General features: G+C 70.9%; 16 protein-coding genes, 1 tRNA gene and 1 pseudogene. 2 read left to right on the forward strand and 16 right to left on the reverse strand.

The window, feature by feature from the left end; all coding sequences use genetic code 11:
* Positions 1–70: 70 nt before the first annotated feature.
* Complete coding sequence (locus tag ACWCRD_RS04395; RefSeq protein ID WP_450964460.1) at positions 71–334, forward strand: hypothetical protein; 264 nt, start codon at positions 71–73, stop codon at positions 332–334.
* Between the two features lie 168 nt (positions 335–502).
* Here ACWCRD_RS04395 and ACWCRD_RS04400 read toward each other — a convergent pair whose 3' ends face one another.
* The 13 genes from ACWCRD_RS04400 to bldG all read right to left on the reverse strand — a co-directional run bounded on the left by ACWCRD_RS04400 (position 503) and on the right by bldG (position 18,737).
* A complete protein-coding gene (locus ACWCRD_RS04400; protein ID WP_450964461.1) occupies positions 503–925 on the reverse strand; it encodes an RHS repeat-associated core domain-containing protein in 423 nt (140 codons plus the stop codon).
* Between the two features lie 220 nt (positions 926–1,145).
* Positions 1,146–1,952 (reverse strand): class I SAM-dependent methyltransferase, encoded by an 807-nt coding sequence (locus tag ACWCRD_RS04405; protein ID WP_450964462.1) that lies wholly within the window; start codon positions 1,950–1,952, stop codon positions 1,146–1,148.
* 375 nt (positions 1,953–2,327) lie between these two features.
* Positions 2,328–2,404: transfer RNA gene (locus ACWCRD_RS04410), tRNA-Thr, on the reverse strand.
* A gap of 107 nt (positions 2,405–2,511) precedes the next feature.
* Positions 2,512–4,095: an alpha/beta hydrolase gene (locus tag ACWCRD_RS04415; RefSeq protein ID WP_450964463.1), complete on the reverse strand. Its 1,584-nt coding sequence runs from the start codon at positions 4,093–4,095 to the stop codon at positions 2,512–2,514.
* 106 nt (positions 4,096–4,201) lie between these two features.
* The gene (locus ACWCRD_RS04420; RefSeq protein WP_450964464.1) at positions 4,202–5,407 is read right to left on the reverse strand and encodes a DNA polymerase III subunit delta'; all 1,206 of its coding nucleotides are present in this window, start codon (positions 5,405–5,407) and stop codon (positions 4,202–4,204) included.
* A gap of 273 nt (positions 5,408–5,680) precedes the next feature.
* Positions 5,681–8,938, reverse strand: coding sequence for a dTMP kinase (gene tmk / locus ACWCRD_RS04425; protein WP_450964465.1), 3,258 nt, complete (start codon positions 8,936–8,938; stop codon positions 5,681–5,683).
* A gap of 180 nt (positions 8,939–9,118) precedes the next feature.
* On the reverse strand, positions 9,119–11,953 hold the full coding sequence (topA, locus tag ACWCRD_RS04430) for a type I DNA topoisomerase (RefSeq protein WP_450964466.1): 2,835 nt from the start codon (positions 11,951–11,953) through the stop codon (positions 9,119–9,121).
* A gap of 249 nt (positions 11,954–12,202) precedes the next feature.
* Complete coding sequence (locus ACWCRD_RS04435) at positions 12,203–12,400, reverse strand: hypothetical protein (RefSeq protein WP_450964467.1); 198 nt, start codon at positions 12,398–12,400, stop codon at positions 12,203–12,205.
* 377 nt (positions 12,401–12,777) lie between these two features.
* Entirely contained in the window at positions 12,778–14,313 is a 1,536-nt protein-coding gene (locus ACWCRD_RS04440; protein ID WP_450964468.1) for a DUF7059 domain-containing protein, read from the reverse strand.
* A 43-nt stretch (positions 14,314–14,356) separates the two neighbouring features.
* Complete coding sequence (locus ACWCRD_RS04445) at positions 14,357–14,950, reverse strand: small secreted protein (protein WP_450964469.1); 594 nt, start codon at positions 14,948–14,950, stop codon at positions 14,357–14,359.
* Between the two features lie 192 nt (positions 14,951–15,142).
* Entirely contained in the window at positions 15,143–17,548 is a 2,406-nt protein-coding gene (locus ACWCRD_RS04450) for a sodium-translocating pyrophosphatase (RefSeq protein ID WP_450964470.1), read from the reverse strand.
* A 296-nt stretch (positions 17,549–17,844) separates the two neighbouring features.
* On the reverse strand, positions 17,845–18,276 hold the full coding sequence (locus ACWCRD_RS04455) for an ATP-binding protein (protein WP_450964471.1): 432 nt from the start codon (positions 18,274–18,276) through the stop codon (positions 17,845–17,847).
* A 119-nt stretch (positions 18,277–18,395) separates the two neighbouring features.
* On the reverse strand, positions 18,396–18,737 hold the full coding sequence (bldG, locus tag ACWCRD_RS04460) for an anti-sigma factor antagonist BldG (protein ID WP_003975386.1): 342 nt from the start codon (positions 18,735–18,737) through the stop codon (positions 18,396–18,398).
* A gap of 161 nt (positions 18,738–18,898) precedes the next feature.
* On the opposite strand from bldG, the gene ACWCRD_RS04465 reads away from it, so the two are divergent.
* On the forward strand, positions 18,899–21,361 hold the full coding sequence (locus ACWCRD_RS04465; RefSeq protein ID WP_450964472.1) for a DEAD/DEAH box helicase: 2,463 nt from the start codon (positions 18,899–18,901) through the stop codon (positions 21,359–21,361).
* On the opposite strand, the pseudogene ACWCRD_RS04470 reads toward ACWCRD_RS04465, so the two are convergent.
* From ACWCRD_RS04470 to ACWCRD_RS04480, 3 genes and pseudogenes are all read right to left on the reverse strand, one after another.
* Positions 21,303–21,701, reverse strand: a pseudogene (locus tag ACWCRD_RS04470) (Rv3654c family TadE-like protein); the annotation flags it as partial. The gene ACWCRD_RS04465 and the pseudogene ACWCRD_RS04470 overlap by 59 nt on opposite strands.
* The gene (locus ACWCRD_RS04475) at positions 21,698–22,063 is read right to left on the reverse strand and encodes a TadE family type IV pilus minor pilin (protein ID WP_450964473.1); all 366 of its coding nucleotides are present in this window, start codon (positions 22,061–22,063) and stop codon (positions 21,698–21,700) included. The gene ACWCRD_RS04475 and the pseudogene ACWCRD_RS04470, both read right to left, overlap by 4 nt.
* On the reverse strand, positions 22,050–22,259 hold the full coding sequence (locus tag ACWCRD_RS04480; RefSeq protein WP_450964474.1) for a DUF4244 domain-containing protein: 210 nt from the start codon (positions 22,257–22,259) through the stop codon (positions 22,050–22,052). Before ACWCRD_RS04480 ends, ACWCRD_RS04475 begins: the two co-directional genes overlap by 14 nt.
* Between the last annotated feature and the right edge of the window lie 48 nt (positions 22,260–22,307).

The following is a 22,307-nucleotide window of genomic DNA, read 5'->3' on the forward strand; positions in this document are numbered from 1 at the left end:
TCCAGGATGCCTCGTCCGGCCACAGGCGAGCGCGGCTGATGGGGAGCCTCAGGGCTCTGGCCGCAGTTCCATGGACGGTGTTTATCCGGAGGCCGCTCGGCGCCACGACCTGCCGGAGGCCGAGCAACTCCAGAACTGGCTCGTTCGGGCAGGCCAGAGCGCCGATGAATGGACGGTCATGGTCAACGAAGCCCGCGGCGACCGCTGGGAGAACTACTCGATGAACTGCACCGAGTTCGTCGTCGCCGCGCTGGCGGGAGACGTGCACTCCAACGTGCTCTCCTCGCGCTTCCCGCTCGCCGAGCACGAATTTCGGCAGCTGGTGGCTGTCTGAGCGGTTCATGCGGCGGAGCGGAACGCAGGCATCTGGTGTGCCGGGTCGTGACGTGGCTGCCACGGGCGGAAGGCAATCGCCGAGTTCCCGTGCGAGACGTGCCCTCTTGCCCGCCGGCGGCCTTGCGCCCTCTGGTCCGCCCCGCCCTGGACCACCGCAAGAACAAGGTCAAGCCCGATCACCCGGCCCGCCCTCGGCCTGGTCGTCGAGGCCACTGTGTAACTCCATCTCCCCCACCGGACCGCAGGCACGGTCCTGGGAACTACGGATGGCAGGCTTCCCCGCGACGTCGCATGGCCTGACGACGGCACTCGCCGGGGCTGGACTCCGGCACCACGCGGTTTCGCCGCAGTCCCGCCGCCCGGTGGGGTCACTTCCGGTGGTGGGGTTGTCGTCGGCGTAGGTGTAGCCGTTCAGGGATGGTGCGTCGCTCGTGTCCAGGAGAGGGTCGCCCTTGAGGAAGCGGCCGGTGGTGGGGGCGTATTCGCGCGCGCCGACATAGACATCGGTCACCACTCGTTCCGGAATGCGGCGCAGGGTGCCGCCCCACACGCCTGTGTCCGGGAGGAACACGCCGATGTCCGCCTCCACCGCAATCTGCTGATCACCGAAACGATGAGCTTGCCGTCAACGCACCGAAAGGGACCTGCCACATCCTCAGCCTCCACCCCGACCAATGGTCCGCGAAGACTGACATCGCCAAGGGCGGCGACGCCTGGTGGGCTGGCGACTTGATGAACACGGGGCATCCCGCGACGCGTCCCGTCGACGTCGACTCGTGCCCGTCCTCGAGGCCGGGCACGTCCTGCGTTCAGGCCGCGGCGCGGAAGACGTACGCGGTCATCAAAGCGGTGATCGGCCCCGGGCCCAGACGGGCCGTCATCTCCTCGACGACGGTGGCCCGGACGGCTGGTCCGTCGCCGCGCTCCTCGACGGCCGCGCGCACCGGTGTCCCAGTGAGGTAGCCGGTGGCAAGATCGGCGGTCGACGCGGCCCGGCCCTGAAGCGTCAGCTCCCGCTCCTCCTCGACGGCGAACCCGGCGGCCGCCAGATCGGCGACCACGACAGCGGGGTCGGCGTAGCCATGCGGAACCGTCGGGAAGAACCGCGGCGGGTCGACCGGAAAGGCTCGCTCCAGCCCTGCCTGCAGCGCGACTTCGAAGCCGTGCGTCCCGAGCGGGCCCCAGGTGTTGAACAAGAACCGACCGCCCGCGGCCAGCACCCGCCGTACCTCGGTGAAGGCCGCAACCCGGTCGGGAAAGAACATCACGCCGAACTGGCAGACCACCAGGTCGAAGCCTCCGTCCGGGAACGGCAGCCGCTGCGCGTCGGCCTGCCGCCACTCCGCGCCCGGGGCTCGGGCCGACCCGAAGGCGACCATGGTCTCGTTGAGGTCGGTGGCCGTCACTTCGGCCGACGGTGCCGCGGCGAGCAGGTTCGATGTCAACACGCCTGTCCCTGCAGCGAGTTCGAGGATGCGCCGAGGGTGGAGTGCCGCCGCCCTCGCGGTCAGGTCCTCGGCGAAAGGCCGGAAGACCACCGGCACGAGGTACTGCTCATAGGCAGCCGGCATGGACTCGGACCACCGCTGGTCGGCATTGATTCCCGTCACCCTCATGACGGTAGTGCCGCACCCGGAGACCTCTCCCCCGCCGCGCCGCCCTGCACCATGCCCAGTCCGAGGGCGCGGGGCAGCTGTCCCCGGCTTCGCACCAGCGCTCTCGGGCGCCAGCTCGCGAGCGGGAGCGCCGAACCCATGGCGTTCAGCACGGTGAGGACCGGCGTGGAGCGGGCGGAGAGTACCCATTCCGTGGAGGGCGAGTTCCATCGTCACGCGCAGCGAGACGGGGCCCCCTCATACGCGCGCGCTTCCGCCCCTGCACTGAGCCTCCCGACCTGGCCGTCGGCACACCCGACTTTCCAACCATGTCGCCGACGGAAACGTCCCCAACAACAAAAGACCAGGTCAGAGGGCATCTGACCTGGTCCAGGGTGGAGCCGCCTTCGGGATTCGAACCCGAGACCTACGCATTACGAGTGCGTTGCTCTGGCCATCTGAGCTAAGGCGGCGCGCCGTCCGCACCATGGTGCGATCAGCAACGTCGGTAAGTCTACACAGTTTCGAGGGGTGCTCCGTACCAGCCCCGGGCGGTGGCTCCGCGAGGCTGGTCGCAGGGCTATGAGCAGCGCTTTCCCCTGGTCGGAGGGGTTCCGCGGAGCAGGTAGGCGTCGATCGTGGAGTCGATGCAGGTGCTGCCGCGGCCGAAGGCGGTGTGGCCGTCGCCCTCGTAGGTGAGCAGGCGGGCCGAGGTGAGCTGGCGGGACAGGGACTGGGCCCAGCGGTAGGGGGTCGCCGGGTCGCGGGTGGTGCCGACCACGACGATCGGGGCGGCGCCCTTCGCCTTGATGCGGTGCGGGGCGCCGGTCGGCTGCACCGGCCAGTACGCGCAGTTCAGGGAGGCCCAGGCGAGGCCCCTACCGAAGACCGGGGACGCCTTCTCGAAGGACGGGAGCGCTTTCTCCACCTGTTCGGGGGTGGCGAAGGCGCCCGGGAGGTCCAGGCAGTTCACGGCGGCGTTGGCGGACATCAGGTTCGTGTAGCGACCCTTGGCGTCGCGCTCGTAGTAGCTGTCGGAGAGGACGAGCAGGCCCGCGCCGTCCTTCTCCTTGATTGCTGAGGTCAGCGCCTCGCGCAGCTGTGCCCACGTGCCCTGGTCGTACATCGCCGCGATCACACCGGTGGTGGCGAGGGCCTCGCCGAGCTTGCGGCCGTCGGCGTCGCCGGTGGGGATGGGGTGCGCGTCCAGTTCCTTGAAGAAGGCGCTGAGGTTGTCGCCGACCTGGGCGGGCGTGGTGCCCTTGCGGCCGAGCGGGCAGTCAGGCTGCTGCACGCAGTCCTTCGCGAAGGACTGGAACGCCGTCTCGAATCCCGCGGTTTGGTCCAGATTGAGTTCGCGGCTGCTCAGCGAGGGGTCCATCGCGCCGTCCAGCACCATCCGGCCCACCCGTTCCGGGAAGAGTCCGGCGTACGTCGCCCCGAGGAACGTCCCGTACGAGGCCCCCACATAGGTCAGCTTCGAGTCCCCCAGCGCCGCCCGCAGGATGTCCATGTCGCGGGCCGCCTCGACGGTGGAGACATGCCGCAGCAACTGGGCCGAGTGCTGCCCGCAGCTCTCCGCGAACTTCCGGTACGCGCGGACGAGTTCGTTCGTCTCATGGACGGAGTCGGGGGTGGTGTCCGTCTGTGTGTACGCGTCCATCTGCCGGCCGTCGAGGCATTCGACGGGCTCGCTGTGGGCGACGCCGCGCGGATCGACGGCGACCATGTCGTAGCGGGCGCGGACCTGGGCGGGGTAGCCGACGCCGGCGTACTGCTGCAGGTAGCCGATCGCCGAGCCGCCCGGGCCGCCCGGGTTCACCAGCAGGGAGCCGAGCGGCTTGCCCTTGCCGGTGGCCTTCTTGCGGGCGACCGCGAGCTGTACGTCCCCGGCGTCCGGCCTGGCGTAGTCGAGCGGTGCCTTCACCGTGGCGCACTCGAAGCCCGCGGCACCGCAGGTGCGCCAGCTCAGCTTCTGCCCGTAGTACGGCGAAAGGGCTGACGGTGTCGACCGCGGCAGCGCGGCCAGCACGGCATCCGCCGCATTGCCGCCGGTGCTCGCGGTGCCTCCGGTGGAGCAGGCGGAGACGAGCAGTGCGGCCGCGGCGAGGAGGCCGGCTGCTGTTCTGGGACGGCAGGGACTGGAGCTGCGCCTGATGTACATCAGGAGAGGGTAACTCTGCGCAGCCATTCAGATGCTCTCCGTGCGCACCGTGGCTCGTACGAATTACCTCGTCAACTTCCCGTTGATCACGGGCCTTCGCGGGCGGTCAGCCGGCTCTGAGTGCCATCGTCATCGCCTCCACCGCCAGCAGGGGAGCCACATTGCGGTCGAGCGCCTCGCGGCAGGCGGCGATGGCCTCGATGCGGCGGAGGGTGGACTCGGGGGAGCCGGCGCGGGCGAGGCGCTCCAGGGTGTCCTCGGCGTCCGCGTTGGCGAGGGCGACGCGGGTACCGAGCTGGAGAGCCAGGACGTCGCGGTAGAAGCCGGTGAGGTCGGTCAGGGCGAGGTCGAGGCTGTCGCGCTGCGTGCGCGTTCTGCGCCGCTTCTGCTTGTCCTCCAGGTCCTTCATCACGCCCGCCGTGCCACGTGGCATCCGGCCGCCCTGGCCCCCGCCCAGCGCTGCCTTCAGCTCCTCGGTCTCCTTGCCGTCCCGCTCCTCGGCGAGCTGTTTGGCGTCCTCGGCGGCCGCGTCGACGAGTTCCTGGGCGGCTTTGAGGCAGCCGCCGACGTCCTCGACGCGCAGCGGGAGCTTCAGGACGGCGGCGCGGCGCTCGCGGGCGGCCGGGTCGGTGGCCAGGCGGCGGGCCCGGTCGACGTGCCCCTGCGTGGCACGGGCCGCCGCGGCGGCCACGGGCGGTTCGATGCCTTCTCGCCGTACGAGCATGTCGGCGACGGCGTCCACCGAAGGCGTGAGCAGGTTCAGGTGGCGGCAGCGGGAGCGGATGGTGGGCAGGACGTCCTCGATGGAGGGAGCGCACAGCAGCCAGACCGTACGCGGGGCGGGCTCCTCCACTGCTTTCAGGACGGCGTTGGCGGACTTCTCGTTGAGCCGCTCGGCGTCCTCGACGAGGATGACCTGCCAGCGGCCGTTGGCAGGCGAGGTGAACGACTTGCGGACGGTGTCGCGCATGTCGTCGGCGAGGATCTGCGTGCCGACGGCGGCGACGGTGGTGACGTCCGCGTGCGTGCCGACCAGGGCGGTGTGGCATCCGTCGCAGAACCCGCAGCCCGGGGCTCCGCCGAGGGCGCGGTCGGGACTGACGCACTGCAGGGCGGCGGCGAACGCCCGCGCCGCCTGGGTCCGCCCGGCGCCCGGCGGCCCCGTGAACAGCCATGCGTGCGTCATCTTCGACGCCTCGGGCGGCGGTGCGTCGGAGGCGGCCGCGGTGACCAGCGCATCGGCGTCCCGGGCAGCGGCGCCGAGCTGCTCGGCCACCTTCTCCTGGCCGACGAGGTCGTCCCAGACGGTCATGCGCTCACCCCGCCCTTTCGTCACGTTTCACGTTGCGGGATCCATTGTGCGACCCGCCACTGACAACGGCGGTCGAGCGCCCGGTTTCACCCGGGCGGCAAGTCCGGACGGGCCGGCTCCGCGCCGGGGCCCGGGCCCCGAGCACAGGGCAACACGTCGGCAACCCGGCAGCGCAACGAATCAGCCGGCCCCGACCCACCCCGATACCGACGCCGACACCGAGCGAGGCCATCCCAGGCACCCGCAGCCCCTCCCGGCCACGGGCCCGCCGCCTCAGCCCCGACGCCCCCGGCCGCGCCGCCCGCGGCCCGCGCCGTCGTCGTCGTGCTCGTCATCGCGCGGGCCGAGCAGTTCGTCCGCCAGCGTCGGCAGGTCGTCCAGGGGGGTCTCCTCGGCCCAGTCGGAGCGTGCCCGGCGCCGGGGCTCGCCCTCCGGGTCGATCTGAGGCATCTCCCGCGTACGGTCCTCGGCGCCGTCCGGCCGCGCCCCGGTGCGCTCGTCCCGGAAGAGCCCCGGCGGCACGCGATGCGCGGGGTCCTCGCCCCGCACGGGAGGCAGCACAGCCGTCTCGTCGGCCGCTCCCGGCACGACCGGCGGCAGCACCGCCGTCTCGTCCGCTGCTCCCGGCACGACCGGCGGCAGCACCGCCGTCTCGTCCGCTGCTCCCGGCACGACCGGCGGCAGCACCGCCGTCTCGTCCGTCGCTCCCGTCGGAGCCGGCGGCTGCGGCAGCTGTGCCGTCACCTCGGACTCGGACTCACCGGTTCGCGCAGCGCCCGGCTTCTCCTCCCGCACCGGCCGCAGCACCGCGGTCTCCTCCACCGGGCCGCCCGACGCGTTCGTCGGTGTCACCACCGGCGTCGGCACCGTCGACGCCTCCGGCGGCGCCGCGGGCGCCGCAGGCCGCCTGGGGCCGGCCTGCGCGGCGGCCGCGGCCTGCTCGGCGAGCCGCCTGGCCTCCTCGGCCCGCAGCAGCGCCTCCTCGGCCTTGCGCTGCTTCTCCAGCCGCCGTGCCTCGGCCTCGGCGTGCAGCCGGGCCTCTTCCTCGGCCTGCTTGCGCCGCCGCTCCTCCTCGGCCTTGCGGCGGGCCTCCTCCTCGGCGCGGGCCTTCTCCTCCGCGAGGAGACGGGCCTGCTCCTCCTCGGCACGGCGGCGCGCTTCCTCGGCGCGCTGCCGGGCCTCCTCCGCCTGCCGCTCGGCCTCGCGGCGCTGCGCCTCCTCCAGCTCGCGCCGCTTGCGCTCCTCCTCCTCGGCGCGCAGCTTGGCAAGCTGCTCCTGGCGCTCGCGCTCCAGCCGCTCCTCCTCGGCCTTGCGCGCGGCCTCCTCCTCGGCCTTGCGGCGGGCCTCCTCCTCGGCCTTCTTCCGCGCCTCTTCCTGGGCCTTCACCTCGGCCTCGGACAGCGGCAGCAGCTGGTCGAGCCGGTGCCGTACGACGGTGGTGACGGCCTCGGGCTCCTGGCCCGCGTCCACCACCAGATACCGCCCGGGGTCGGCCGCGGCCAGCGTGAGGAAACCGGACCGCACCCGCGCGTGGAACTCCGCCGGCTCCGACTCCAGCCGGTCCGGCGCCTCCGTGAACCGCTCGCGCGCGATGTCCGGCGAGACGTCGAGGAGCACGGTCAGATGCGGTACGAGTCCGTTCGTCGCCCAGCGGTTGATGCGGGCGATCTCGGTCGGCGACAGGTCACGGCCCGCCCCCTGGTAGGCCACCGAGGAGTCGATGTAGCGGTCGGAGATCACCACCGCGCCGCGCTCCAGCGCGGGCCTGACCACGGTGTCCACGTGTTCCGCCCGGTCCGCCGCGTACAGCAGGGCCTCCGCCCGGTGGGACAGTCCCGCGCTCGACACGTCCAACAGGATCGACCGCAGTCGCTTGCCCACCGGTGTCGCCCCCGGCTCACGGGTCAGCACGACCTCGTGGCCCTTGCCGCGGATCCACTCTGCGAGGGCCTCGGCCTGCGTGGACTTGCCGGCTCCGTCGCCGCCCTCCAGGGCGATGAAGAAACCGTTCGAGGCCGGTACGGTCACCGGGTCGTCGCCGCCCAGCAGCGCGTCCCGCAGGTCGTGCCGCAGCGGCACGCCCGAGCGGTCGTCGACCTTGGCCAGCACCAGCGCGGCCACCGGCAGCAGCAGCGCCCCCACCAGCATCAGGGTGAACGCGGCGCCGCCGTGTGCAAACACGAACTTGCCGTTCTCCAGCCGGTGCGGGCCGATCCCCGCCGCGACCACGGGCGCGATCACGGCGCCGAGCGCCACGCACACGCGTACCACCGCGTGCAGGTGCTCCGTCGTACGCGCGCGCCGGTAGTCCTCGGCCTCCTGGTCGAGCAGCGTGTGCCCCGTGTTGGCGGCCACACCCGCGCCGATGCCGGCCAGCGCCACGATCAGCATGACGGTGGTGACGTCCGGGACGAGCCCGGCGGCCAGCAACGCGACCCCGGTGAAGGCGATCGCCAGCGCGAGCAGCCGGCGCCGCGACAGGGTGGGCAGCACGGAAGGCGCCGTACGGATGCCGACGACGACGCCGCCTGTCAGCGCGAACACCAGCAGCCCGTACGTCACCGGGCCGCCGCTCAGGTCCTTGGCGTGCAGCACGCAGACGGCGACGGCCGCGGAGACCGCGCCCGCGACGGCGGCGGCCGAGAGCACCAGCAGCGGGATGGCGCCCGTGCGTCCCTTGTCCACGCCCGTGCCCGTCTTGGGGCGGCGCAGCCCCTCCAGCGGCGAACGCGCGCGCGGGGTACGCGTGTCGGGCAGCTCCAGGAAGGTCACCACGGACAGCGACGCGGCGAACAGTCCGGCCGCCACGTACGAGGCGAGGGCAGCCTGGTGCTGGTCGAACCAGTCGAGCCCGGTGCCGAGCAGGTTGTTGAGCAGCCCCGCGACGACGAGCGCGGCAGCCGCCAGCGGGATCGCCACGAAACTCGTACGCAGCGACAGGCGGCGCAGAGCGTCCATGTGGTCCGGCAGCGGTCGTACCGTCGCGCCCTCCGGGGGCGGGGCCGGCAGCAGGGCGGGCGCCGCGCTCTCGCGGCACACCGTCCAAAAGCGCTCGGCGACTCCGGTGACGAAGGCCGTGACCAGCAACGCGGCGAGCGCGTTGTCCGGCGTCCAGTCGATCCACAGGGGCGCGACGATCATCGCGGCGACCCGGACGCCGTCGGCGCCGACCATGGTCCAGCGGCGGTCGAGCGGGCCCTCCTGAGAGGTGAGCGAGGTCAGCGGCCCCAGCAGGACGGCTCCGAAGAGCAGCGTCGCCAGGATGCGCACTGCGAAAACGGTCGCCACTGCGAACGCCACGCCCCGGTACCCACCGCCGAACGAGCCCTCGCCGATCGCCGCCTGGAGGGCGAGGAACACCAGCACGAGGACGGCGAGGGTGTCCCCGACTCCGCCCACGAGCTGTGCGCTCCACAAGCGTCGCAGCTGCGGTCGGCGCAGCAGGGCGCGGACGGCACGCTCGCGGGAGTCCGCGACAAGGGCGTCGTCGGGGGCCGGGTGGTGGCCCGTTGGCTGCTCGGCTCGCGTCATGCATTCAGCCTATCGGGACCGACCGACAGCCCGGGGCGCGCGTGCGGACGTGCGCACGCCCCGACACCAAAGCGATATCGGGGCGTTCGTTTTGCGAAGCGTCCGTGGAGGAAGGTGCCTCGGCTCAGTCGTCGTGACTCAGTCGTCCTGACTCAGTCGTCCTGACTCAGTCAGTCTGACTCAGTCATCTGTCGCCGTCTTCGAAGCCGTCGCCTTCTTCGCGGTGGTCTTCTTGGCGGCGGTCGTCTTGGCAGCCGTCTTCTTCGCCGTCGTCGTCTTCTTCGCAGCCGTCTTCTTGGCGGCCGTCGCCTTCTTGGCCGGGGCCTTCTTCGCGGGCGCCTTCTTCGCCGTCTTCTTGGCGGGCCCCTTGGCCCGCTTCTCGGCGAGCAGTTCGAAGCCGCGCTCGGGGGTGATCTCCTCGACACTGTCGCCGGAGCGCAGGGTCGCGTTGGTCTCCCCGTCGGTGACGTACGGCCCGAAGCGGCCGTCCTTGACGACCACGGGCTTCTCGCTGACCGGGTCGGTGCCCAGCTCCTTCAGCGGCGGCTTGGCGGCCGCGCGGCCACGCTGCTTGGGCTGCGAGTAGATCTGCAGCGCCTCTTCGAGCGTGATCGTGAAGAGCTGCTCCTCGGACTGCAGGGAACGCGAGTCCGTGCCCTTCTTCAGGTAGGGACCGTAGCGCCCGTTCTGCGCGGTGATCTCCTGGCCCTCGGCGTCCGTACCGACGACCCGCGGCAGCGACATCAGCTTGAGCGCGTCCTCGAGCGTCACCGTGTCCAGCGACATCGACTTGAACAGCGAGGCCGTACGCGGCTTCACGGCGTTCTTGCCGGTCTTCGGGGTGCCCTCGGGGAGCACCTCGGTGACGTACGGGCCGTAGCGGCCGTCCCGGGCGATGATCTGGTGGCCCGTCTGCGGGTCGGCACCGAGTTCGAAGTCGCCGCTCGGCTTGGCGAGCAGTTCCTCCGCGAGCTCGACGCTCAGCTCGTCCGGCGCGAGGTCCTCGGGCACGTCCGCCCGCTGGTGGCCCTCGGCGTCCTTCTCGCCGCGCTCGATGTACGGGCCGTAGCGCCCGACGCGCAGCACGATGCCGCTGCCCACCGGGAACGACGACACCTCGCGCGCGTCAATGGCGCCCAGGTCGGTCACGAGCTCCTTGAGGCCGCCGAGGTGGTCCCCGTCGCCGTTGCCGGCGTCGGCCGCGGTGCCGTTGGTGACGCCCTCGCCGAAGTAGAACCGCTTCAGCCACGGCACGGACTGCGCCTCGCCGCGGGCGATGCGGTCGAGGTCGTCCTCCATCTTGGCGGTGAAGTCGTAGTCGACGAGCCGCCCGAAGTGCTTCTCCAGGAGGTTGACCACGGCGAAGGACAGGAAGGACGGGACGAGTGCCGTGCCCTTCTTGAAGACGTAGCCGCGGTCGAGGATCGTTCCGATGATCGACGCGTACGTCGACGGACGGCCGATCTCGCGCTCTTCGAGCTCCTTGACCAGGCTGGCCTCGGTGTAGCGGGCCGGGGGCTTGGTGGCGTGCCCGTCGACCGTGATCTCCTCGGCGCTGAGCCGGTCGCCCTCGGCGACCTGCGGCAGCCGGCGCTCGCGGTCGTCCAGCTCGGCGTTCGGGTCGTCGGCACCCTCGACGTAGGCCTTCAGGAAGCCGTGGAAGGTGATCGTCTTGCCGGACGCGCTGAACTCGACGTCCCGGCCGTCGGCGGCCGTGCCACCGATCTTCACCGTGACGGAGTTGCCGGTCGCGTCCTTCATCTGGGAGGCGACGGTCCGCTTCCAGATCAGCTCGTAGAGCTTGAACTGGTCGCCGGTCAGGCCCGTTTCGGCAGGCGTGCGGAAACGATCACCCGAGGGCCGGATCGCCTCGTGCGCCTCCTGCGCGTTCTTGACCTTGCCGGCGTACGTCCGCGGGGCCGACGGCAGGTAGTCGGCGCCGTACAGCTGCGTGACCTGGGCGCGGGCGGCGGCCACGGCCGTGTCGCTCAGCGTCGTGGAGTCCGTACGCATGTAGGTGATGTAGCCGTTCTCGTACAGCTTCTGCGCGACCTGCATGGTGGCCTTCGCGCCGAAGCCGAGCTTGCGGCTCGCCTCCTGCTGCAGCGTCGTCGTACGGAACGGGGCGTACGGCGAGCGGCGGTACGGCTTCGACTCGACCGAGCGCACCGAGAACTGCGTGTTCTCCAGGGCGGCGGCGAGGGCGCGGGCGTTCGCCTCGTCGAGGTGGAGGGTGTTCGCGCTCTTGAGTTGTCCCAGGGAGTCGAAGTCGCGGCCCTGCGCGACGCGCCTGCCGTCGACGGTCCCCAGGCGGGCGACCAGCGACGACGGGTCCGACGGATCCCCCGCGCGGCCGGTCGCGAAGGTGCCCGTCAGGTCCCAGTACTCAGCAGAACGAAACGCGATGCGCTCGCGTTCCCGCTCCACCACAAGTCGTGTCGCGACGGACTGGACACGGCCGGCCGACAGGCGCGGCATGACCTTCTTCCACAGGACCGGCGAGACCTCGTAGCCGTAGAGACGGTCGAGGATCCGGCGGGTCTCCTGGGCGTCGACCATGCGCTTGTTGAGGTCGCGCGGGTTGGCGACAGCCTCGCGGATGGCGTCCTTGGTGATCTCGTGGAACACCATGCGCTTGACCGGGACCTTGGGCTTGAGCACCTCCAAGAGGTGCCAGGCGATGGCCTCGCCCTCGCGGTCCTCATCGGTGGCGAGGAAGAGCTCGTCGGAGTCGGCGAGCAGGTCCTTCAGCTTTTTGACCTGGGCCCTCTTGTCGGCGTTGACCACATAGACGGGCTGGAAGTCGTGCTCGACGTCCACACCGAGGCGGCGGACCTCGCCGGTGTACTTCTCCGGCACCTCCGCGGCACCGTTGGGAAGGTCGCGGATGTGCCCGACGCTCGCCTCGACGATGTAGCCGGGGCCGAGGTAGCCCTTGATCGTCTTCGCCTTGGCAGGCGACTCGACGATGACGAGTCGGCGGCCGCCGTGTGCGGTCTCGCTGGTCGGGGACAACTTCGCTCTTCTCTCCGGTCGACGCTGTGGCCTCCCCGGGGGCTTCTCGGTCCCGAGGGCGGGTCGTGGTGACGCTGCGGAGTGTGACGGTACATCCCGCCCCCGTGTCAAACGGGAAAAGCCCGCAACGGCCACTCGAACGGTAACCCGACTACCGCCATTCCTGCCGCCCGGAGTACCCACCGGCCTTTTCGAGCCAGTCCGGAGGATCACCTCTCAATTAACCAAGCCGCAGCTCCGGGGCTCCTTTCAGACCCGGGTCAGGCACCATGTTCCGAGGGCCAGCATGATCACCGAGGCAAAGCCCGCGAGGGTTGCCGATGCGACGGGGTTCACACCGTGGGCGACCGGCTCGCGGTGCCGTACCCGGGTCACGGTCCATGTCAGCAGCGCCCCTCCGAACAGGGCGAACACCACTCCTGCGAAGATCGCCGGTCCGCGCTCCATGGCTTGCCGTGCCCCTTTTCTCCGGTTCGCGAGTGCCCCGCCCGGCGAGACTGACACGCGTGGGCGGCGCACAGGCGAACCCTGGGTGAACGCGGAGCCGACGCACGCGTGGACTCACCCGGGACCGGGACCCCGCCCCGGCCTTCACCCGCGTCCCCAGCCGTTCCGGTCCGCCACGCAGCCGTGCCCGCTGCGCAGGGGCCGCGGCTCCCAGATCGACTCGAATTAGTTGCCGCACAGCTTGTTCCTGCACAACTCGTTCGCTTTGTCGACGGCCTTCTCGCCGCTCAATTTGCCGGGGCGCACGAACAGCCGCTGTGACAGACCCGCAAATCCGTGCCGGCGTCCCGAAAACGGCCCCCCTTCGCCGCCCCGCCCTACGCCGGCTCGAGGAATCCCTGCTCCACCAGCAGTCTGATCTGTGCCGGCGTACGGTCGCGCAGCAACACCGGATCCTCGCCGACCAGTTGGGCGATCGCGTCCAGAATGCGGCCCGCGCTCAGCGAGCCGTCGCAGACGCCCGCGAAGCCCGCGCCGACCGTGTCCACCTTGGTGGCCCGGCGCATGCCCCGGTGCTGGCGCAGTACGACGTGCTCCGGGTCCTCGGCGCCGGGCAGCCCGACCTGCTCCTGGACGACCTCGGAGGCGAGCTTGAAGTGCCCTTCCAGCAGCGCCGCGTCATCGTGCGCGCGCAGATAGTCGAGGCGGTCGAAGTGCGCCCGTACCGTGTCGCCGAGAGGCTGCTCGACCGGGTGCGGCCACTCCTCGACGGTGATCGAGGGCACGGCGGCCGTCGTCCTGCGCAGGGTGATCCAGCCGAAGCCGACGGCCTTCACCTTGCGCGTCTCGAACTCGTCCAGCCAGGCGTCGTAGCGCGCCTGGTACTCGGCGGGGTCGCCCCGGTGGTCACCGGCGTCCCTGAGCCACAGCTCGGCGTACTGTGTGACGTCCTGGGCCTCGCGCTGCACGATCCATGCGTCGCAGCCGCGCGGCACCCACGACCTGATCCTGTCCTGCCAGTCCTCCCCCTCCACGTGCTGCCAGTTGGCGAGGAACTGCGCGAACCCGCCCTCGTTCAGCCGCTCCCCCGCCTGCTGAACGAGCGTGCGGCACAGATCGTCCCCGCCCATCCCGCCGTCCCGGTACGTCAGCCGTGCGCCGGGGGAGATCACGAAGGGAGGGTTCGACACGATCAGGTCGTACGTCTCGTCCTCGCGCACCGGCTCGAACAGCGAGCCCTCGCGCAGATCGGCCGCCGGGGCGCCGGACAGCGCCAGCGTGAGCGCGGTGATGTGCAGCGCGCGCGGGTTGAGATCGGTCGCCGTCACGCGCGTGGCGTGCTGCGCGGCGTGCAGCGCCTGGATGCCGGAGCCGGTGCCGAGGTCGAGGGCGGCGGAGACGGGGGTACGGACGGTGATGCCCGCAAGCGTCGTGGACGCGCCGCCGACGCCGAGGACGACGCCCTCCTCCCGGCTGCCGATCCCGCCCGCTCCTCCGACCGCACACCCGAGGTCGGACACGATGAACCAGTCCTCGCCGCCGGGCCCGCCGTACGGCCGTACATCCACGGTGGCGGCCACGTTGTACCCGGAGGCTCCGCCGACGCGCACCAGCCAGCCGCTCTCCAGGCACTCCTCGATCGGCAGGACGTCGGCCACGCGCGCGTGCGGCACGGGCTGCTGCAGCAGGAACAGCCGTACGAGCACCTCCAGCGGTGTGTCCCCACGGGTCGCCCGCAGTGCGGGCACGGTCTCGCTGCGCGCCAGCGCCGCGTACGCGGGGGCGCCGAGCAGTTCGAGCAGCCCGTCGGCGGTGAAGGACGCCCCGAGCAGGGCGTCCCGCAGCCGGGCGGCGACGTCATGGCGGCCGGGAACAGGGGCAGCGGGCAGGGCGGGCAGGCCTGAGGTACTCACGCCCCCATTGTGGCGGGGCGGAGGGGTCGGCTGCAGCTTCGGCTCAGCTCCCGGCCGGTGAAGGGGCGGTGGAAGCGCTCTTGCAGCTGGACTGCTTGGCCATCGACTTGCCGACGTCGCCCGCCTCAAGGGTCTTCAGGGCGTCGTTGCCGCTCGTGCTCAGCTTGTCCAGCGAGGTCGCGATGCCCTTGAGGCCGTCGGCGAACTTGGCCTGGTCCTTGACGTCGAGCCCGTCCACCTGCTTCTTCAGAGCGGCGTACGACGCGGCGATGTCATTGAGTTCCTTGACCGCGTCCGTCTGCTTCTTCGCACCGTTGTCGACATCGGGGGCCCCGGCCTTCTGGACCGCGTCGCCGATCGCCTTGTAGGCGTCCGACATGTCCTGGAAGGCCTGGGCGTCGGTCTTGCGGACGTCGTCCGGCGTGCTGTTGTCCGAGGTCTGCTTCTGGATCGCGGCATTGGCGGCCCCGATCTTCTTGGCCTGCGGCTGCACCGCGTCGCAGACCTGCTTGGCCCAGGCATCCAGCTTGTCGTTGCCTTTGCTGCTGCTGGTGCATCCCGACAGCGCCAGTACCAGTACCGCACCGCCGGACAGTGCGGCCGCGAGCTTCTTGTTCACCGGATTGGTCCCTTCCATGGCTCTCGGCCCCGGAACATACACGCCGGGCGGGTGACAGCCGCATGCCGAACGACGACTATGGCACCTTTTGTGACCAATTACACCAGGCGAGAGAAGCCTCACGGTGAGGGTGTGAAAACACGAGGCGGGCGGGCGGCGCGTCAACACGCGCCGCCCGCCCGCCTCTTGAGCCGGACCTCGTGGAGCCGCCTACGAAACCACCGCAGGATCGGCCGAGTTGGACACCCGCTCGGCGCCGCCCTCGTCGCCCACGGCGATCCCGCGCCGCTTGGAGACGTAGACCGCCCCGACGATGACAAGCAGGGCGAGGATTGCGATGGCGATCCGTACCCCGAGGTTCTTGTCGTCGCCGTAACTGAACTTGATCACCGCGGGCGCGATGAGCAGCGACACCAGGTTCATCACCTTCAGCAGCGGATTGATCGCGGGACCCGCGGTGTCCTTGAAGGGGTCGCCGACCGTGTCGCCGATCACCGTCGCGGCATGGGCCTCGCTGCCCTTGCCGCCGTGGTGGCCGTCCTCGACGAGCTTCTTGGCGTTGTCCCAGGCGCCGCCTGAGTTGGCGAGGAACACCGCCATCAGCGTGCCCGAACCGATCGCGCCGGCCAGGAACGCGCCGAGCGCGCCGACACCGAGCGTGAACCCGATGGCGATGGGCGCCATGACCGCCAGCAGACCCGGCGTCGTCAGCTCCCGCAGGGCGTCCTTGGTGCAGATGTCGACGACCTTGCCGTACTCCGGCTTCTCCGTGAAGTCCATGATCCCGGGCTTCTCACGGAACTGCCGGCGCACCTCGTAGACCACGGAACCCGCCGACCGCGAGACCGCATTGATCGCCAGCCCCGAGAAGAGGAAGACGACCGCCGCGCCCGCGATCAGGCCGACGAGGTTGTTGGGCTGCGAGATGTCCATCATCAGGCTCATCGGGGCGCCCGCTCCGGAGAGCTTCTCGCCGACGTCCTGCGCGCCGGTCGTGATCGCGTCACGGTACGACCCGAAGAGCGCCGACGCCGCGAGGACCGCGGTGGCGATGGCGATGCCCTTGGTGATGGCCTTCGTGGTGTTGCCGACCGCGTCCAGGTTGGTGAGCACCTGGGCGCCCGCGCCCGTGACGTCGCCGGACATCTCGGCGATGCCCTGCGCGTTGTCGGAGACGGGCCCGAAGGTGTCCATCGCGACGATCACGCCGACGGTGGTGAGCAGGCCGGTGCCGGCCAGCGCCACCGCGAACAGCGCGAGCATGATCGACGTACCGCCGAGCAGGAACGCCCCGTACACGCCGAGGCCGATCAGCAGGGCGGTGTAGACGGCCGACTCGAGACCGACCGAGATACCGGCGAGGACGACGGTGGCCGGGCCGGTCAGCGAGGTCTTGCCGATGTCCATGACCGGCCGGCGGTTGGTCTCGGTGAAGTAGCCGGTCAGCTGCTGGATGACAGCGGCCAGCAGGATGCCGATCGCCACCGCGACCACCGCGAGGATCCGCGGGTCGCCGTCCTTGGCCTTGATGGCGGCGTCGGTGACGCCGTCGAGGTCCGCGTACGTGGACGGGAGATAGGTGAAGACGGCCGCCGCGACCAGCGCGAGCGAGATCACCGCGGAGATGAAGAAACCGCGGTTGATCGCGGACATGCCGCTGCGGTCCGCACGGCGCGGAGCCACGGCGAAGATGCCGATCATCGCCGTGATCACGCCGATCGCGGGCACCAGCAGGGGGAAGGCGAGTCCGGCGTCACCGAAGGCCGCCTTGCCGAGGATCAGCGCGGCGACCAGGGTCACGGCGTACGACTCGAACAGGTCGGCCGCCATGCCCGCACAGTCGCCGACGTTGTCGCCCACGTTGTCGGCGATGGTCGCGGCATTGCGCGGATCGTCCTCCGGAATGCCCTGCTCGACCTTGCCGACCAGGTCGGCGCCGACGTCGGCGGCCTTGGTGAAGATGCCGCCGCCGACACGCATGAACATGGCGATCAGGGCGGCCCCGAGGCCGAAGCCTTCGAGCACTTTCGGCGCGTCGGCCGCGTACACCAGCACCACGCAGGAGGCGCCCAGCAGACCGAGCCCCACTGTGAACATGCCGACGACGCCGCCCGTACGGAAAGCGATCTTCATGGCTTTGTGCGAGACGGCGGTGAGATCCTTTTCCGGCTCACCCTCCGCCGGGGTCGCTTCCCGGGCCGCCGCGGCGACACGGACATTGCTGCGCACGGCGAGCCACATACCGATATAGCCGGTGGCCGCCGAGAACGCCGCGCCGATCAGAAAGAAGATCGATCGTCCGGCGCGCTGATTCCAGTCGTCCGCGGGCAGCAGCATGAGCAGGAAGAACACGACGACGGCGAATACGCCGAGCGTGCGCAGCTGCCGGGCCAGATAGGCGTTCGCCCCTTCCTGGACCGCTCCTGCGATCTCCTTCATGCGGTCGGTGCCCTCGCCCGCCGCGAGCACCTGGCGTACCAGGATGCCTGCGACCACGAGCGCGGCCAGCGCGACGACCCCGATGGCCGTCACGATGATCCGGTTGTCGTCCGTCAGTACTGCGGCTGCGAGGGTCGTGGGGTGGTCAAACTGATGAGGGGTAGAAAGCCCCGCCATTCGTCCTCCTTGACGCTTGGGCTGAGCTCAAGATGTGGACGGATTGTAGGTACCGAGACCTGATCAAAACAGTCCGCGGTAAACGGAATTGGCCTTCACATGCTCTTCAGCAAATGATCGACGTCAAGCCACAGAACCCGAAAGAGGTAATGCCTCAAAGGCATTGACGCCTGCATTGACGCTTGATCCAATTATCAGGTAATGATCGTGAATTCCTTCACGAATTCCCGATAACGGCCGGAAAAACACCGAGGGCCCTGCTCAGCAGGGCCCTCGGAGGTCTTACGAAGGGGGAGTCAGGTGAGCACCGCGGTGGGCGGTGTGGTCGGCCAGGTCATACGGATCAGCCCGCCGTGCGCGCCGGCGGACACCTCCACGTCGTCGACGAGACCGCTGATGACCGCGAGGCCCATTTCGTCCTCCTCGGTCTCCACGTCCTCACCCGCCGAGCCCGGCGCCCCGTCTCCGGGGGACGAGCGTGGTGCCTCGTCGCCGACCTCGATGGAGAACTGTTTCTCCTCCTCGACCAGCTGCACCTTCACGGGCGCCGTGATTCCGGCGCTCTGGTGCAGTCCGACGGCACGACTGCAGGCCTCGCCGACGGCGAGTCTGACCTCGTCGAGGACGGCCTCGTCCACTCCGGCCCTGCGCGCCACCGCTGCCGCCACCAGTCGGGCGGTCCTGACGTGCTCGGGCAGCGCGCTGAAGCGGAGTTCAACGGTGGCCATGCATCCCCCTCAGAACTACGGGCGTGCTGTCGGGGGGCCGGGCTGCCGAAAGCCCGGACCCCCTCATTGAACTTCTTCCGCCTTGGGAACGGTCCTTGTCCCGCTCCGTGGGGCGGTGGTCAGTCGGTGGCCGCCACCGCTTCCTCGACCGAGGTGTGGATCGGGAACACCTTGGTGAGGCCGGTGATGCGGAAGATCTTCAGAATGCGCTCCTGGTTGCAGACCAGGCGCAGCGAGCCCTCATGGGCACGCACCCGCTTCAGGCCGCCGACCAGCACGCCGAGCCCGGTGGAGTCGAGGAAGTCCACGCCCTCCATGTCGACGACGAGGTGGAAACTCCCGTCGTTCACCAGCTCGACCAGCTGCTCACGCAGCTTGGGCGCGGTATATACGTCGATTTCGCCACCGACCTCGACGACCGTACGATCGCCGACGGTACGGGTCGACAGGGACAGGTCCACGGATCCTCCAGCACCTTGCTACTCGAGCGGTCGCCCCTCGGGACACCTCGGCAGAGCCCCCGGAACGGTTCGCCAGCCGCGATGGCATTCAATCACTTACGGCAGGCGTGCACGACGCCTTGGTCCCATTGTCCGTCACGCCGGTGACACACTCGGTGCCGATGGCCAAGAATCACCGATCCGATCGATCCCCGACGGAACCCGTCTCCCGGCTCGCCCCGGGCACGGTCCTGGGCCGGCTCGCCTCCGGGCCGAGCCGGGCTTCGCGCATCACTCATACGGAGCACTTGCCCCCGCGCGAGGGAAGGCATGCCGTCTGGCCTGACCGGATTCGCGCGGAGGTCATCGCCGCGGTGCAGGCCTGTGGCATCGAGCACCCCTGGGCCCACCAGGCATGCGCCGCCGAGCATGCGCTGGACGGCGACTCGGTGGTCGTCGCCACGGGCACGGCGTCCGGCAAGTCGCTGGCGTACCTCGTCCCGGTGCTCTCGACGCTCCTGGACGGCTCCGAGGCCCCCAACGGCCGCGGGAGCACCGCCCTGTACCTGGCTCCCACGAAGGCTCTTGCGGCGGACCAGTGCCGATCCGTGAAGGAACTTTCACAACCTCTGGGAAATGCCGTACGTCCTGCGGTGTACGACGGGGACACGCCGTTCGAGGAACGCGAATGGGTCCGTCAGTACGCCAACTACGTCCTGACCAACCCGGACATGCTGCACCGCGGCATCCTGCCGTCCCACCCCCGCTGGTCCTCCTTCCTGAAGTCGCTGAAGTACGTGGTCATCGACGAGGTCCACACCTACCGGGGTGTCTTCGGCTCGCATGTCGCCCAGGTGCTGCGCCGTCTGCGCCGCCTGTGCGCCCGCTACGGCGCCTCACCGGTCTTCCTGCTGGCCTCCGCGACCGCCGCGGAGCCCTCGGTCGCCGCCCGCCGGCTGACGGGCCTCCCGGTGGTCGAGGTGGCCGACGACGCCTCACCGCGCGGTGAACTGGTGTTCGCCCTCTGGGAGCCCCCGCTCACCGAGTTGCAGGGTGAGAAGGGTGCACCCGTCCGCCGTACCGCCACCGCCGAGACGGCCGACCTGCTGACCGACCTCACCGTGCAGGGGGTCCGCTCGGTCGCCTTCGTGCGGTCCCGGCGCGGCGCCGAGCTGATCTCGGTGATCGCCCAGGAACGCCTCGCCGAGGTCGACCGTTCCCTCGCCCGGCGTGTCGCGGCGTACCGCGGCGGCTATCTCCCCGAGGAGCGCCGCGCCCTGGAGCAGGCCCTGCACTCCGGCGAACTCCTCGGCCTGGCCGCGACCACCGCGCTCGAACTCGGCATCGATGTCTCCGGGCTGGACGCCGTGGTGATCGCCGGATATCCGGGCACCCGCGCGTCCCTGTGGCAGCAGGCGGGCCGCGCCGGACGCTCCGGGCAGGGCGCGCTGGCCGTCCTGGTCGCCCGTGACGACCCGCTGGACACCTTCCTCGTCCACCACCCCGAGGCCCTGTTCGACCAGCCCGTGGAGTCCACGGTCCTCGACCCCGACAACCCGTACGTCCTGGCCCCGCACCTGTGCGCAGCCGCCGCGGAACTGCCGTTGACCGACGAGGACTTCGAGCTCTTCGGCCCCGCCTGCGAGGAGCTGCTGCCGCAGCTGGAGGCCGCGCAGCTGCTCCGTCGCCGTACGAAGGCCTGGCACTGGACACGCCGGGAACGGGCCGCCGACCTCACCGACATCCGCGGCGAGGGCGGCCGGCCGGTCCAGATCGTCGAGTCCGGCACGGGCCGCCTGCTCGGCACCGTCGACGCGGGCGCCGCCCACACCACCGTCCACGAGGGCGCGGTCCACCTCCACCAGGGCCGTACGTATCTCGTGCGCTCCCTGGACCTGGAGGACTCGGTGGCCCTGGTCACGGAGGCGAGCCCGTCGTATTCGACGGTCGCCCGCGACACGACGTCCATCACCCTCCTGGAGACGGACACCGAGATCCCCTGGGGCGACGGGCGCCTGTGCTACGGCTCCGTCGAGGTCACCAACCAAGTGGTCTCCTTCCTGCGCCGTCGGCTCATCACCGGCGAGGTCCTGGGCGAGACGAAACTCGATCTCCCTCCTCGTACGCTGCGCACGCGCGCGGTGTGGTGGACGGTCACCGAGGACCAGCTGGACGAGGCCCGGATCGACCCGGAGATCCTCGGCGGCGCCCTGCACGCCGCCGAGCACGCGTCGATCGGCATGCTGCCCCTCTTCGCGACCTGCGACCGCTGGGACATCGGCGGGGTCTCCGTCCCGCTGCACCCCGACACCCTCCTCCCCACGGTCTTCGTCTACGACGGCCATCCGGGCGGCGCGGGCTTCGCCGAGCGCGCCTTCCACACCGCCCGTGCCTGGCTCACCGCCACCCGCCAGGCCATCGCGTCCTGCGAGTGCGAGGCCGGCTGCCCGTCCTGCATCCAGTCCCCCAAGTGCGGCAACGGCAATGACCCGCTGCACAAAAGGGGGGCGGTGCGGCTGCTCACGGTGCTGTTGCGGGGAGCGCCGGAGGAGAGGACCGTGGAAGACCCGGTGGCGGGAGCGCCGGACCAGAAGGCCGAGGCAGCGCCTGATCCGGGGGCCCCGCGGGTCCCGCCCGTGCCCTGACCTCCGCCGCGAACGGCCCCCGTCCCGACCCCGCCGTCACGTCCGAGACCTCGCCGACCACCACGCACCGCACCAGCCGGATGCCCTGCGCCCGGGCCACCCGGCCGGCCCGGGCGCAGGCCGTCGCGGTGCCGTCCGCCCAGTGGTCCGCCGCCGCGAGCGCCGCGAGGTCCGCACCGCCGGCTGCACGGTGCCGGACCACGACGGCCTGCCCCAGGGCGAGCACGACCCCGAACACCACGCACAGCACGGTGATCGCACCCAGGCTCCACACGGTGGCGGAACCGCGGTCCCCGCCCCGGACGGCGGCCCACCGACGGGTGAAGAAGCCGCCGGTCACGGCCCCACCCCCACGGTCTCCTCCGCCGCGGCCACGGCCTCCTCCCGTACGTCGAAGGGCAGACCGCGCAGCAGCAGCGGTCTGGCCACCACGACCACGCGGACCTGGTCCCCCTCCCGGTCGACCGTCACCCTCGCGCCGCGCGGGGCCGCCTCACGAGCCACCTGGACGACCTTGTCGCCCGGGTCCTGGCGGGCCGCCGCACGCGCTGCGGTCCGGGCCGCGTCCACGCACTGGATCTGTGCGGCCACGACCAGCAGCGCCCCCACCAGGGCCATCGCGCACATCACCAGCACGGGCAGCACCATGGCCGACTCCGCCGTCACGAACCCCCTGTCCCCGCCCCGCTCACATCTGCGCATCGAGCGCCCGCTTCACGATGTCCTGCAGCTCCGCGCTGACCTGTCCGCTGGTCACCACCTTGTAGAGGACCACCGCGAACGCCACCGCCGCGACGATCCCCATCGCGTACTCCGAGGTGACCATCCCCGCGTCCCTGCGCGCCGCACGCGCCCTGCACACCCAGGCACGCAGCCGCGCCCGTACTGCCTTGTCCATCTCAACCCCCGTGAGGTTCAGTTCCGTCGACCCTTCAGTGCTCGATGC

Source organism: Streptomyces sp. NPDC002092, assembly GCF_053593775.1.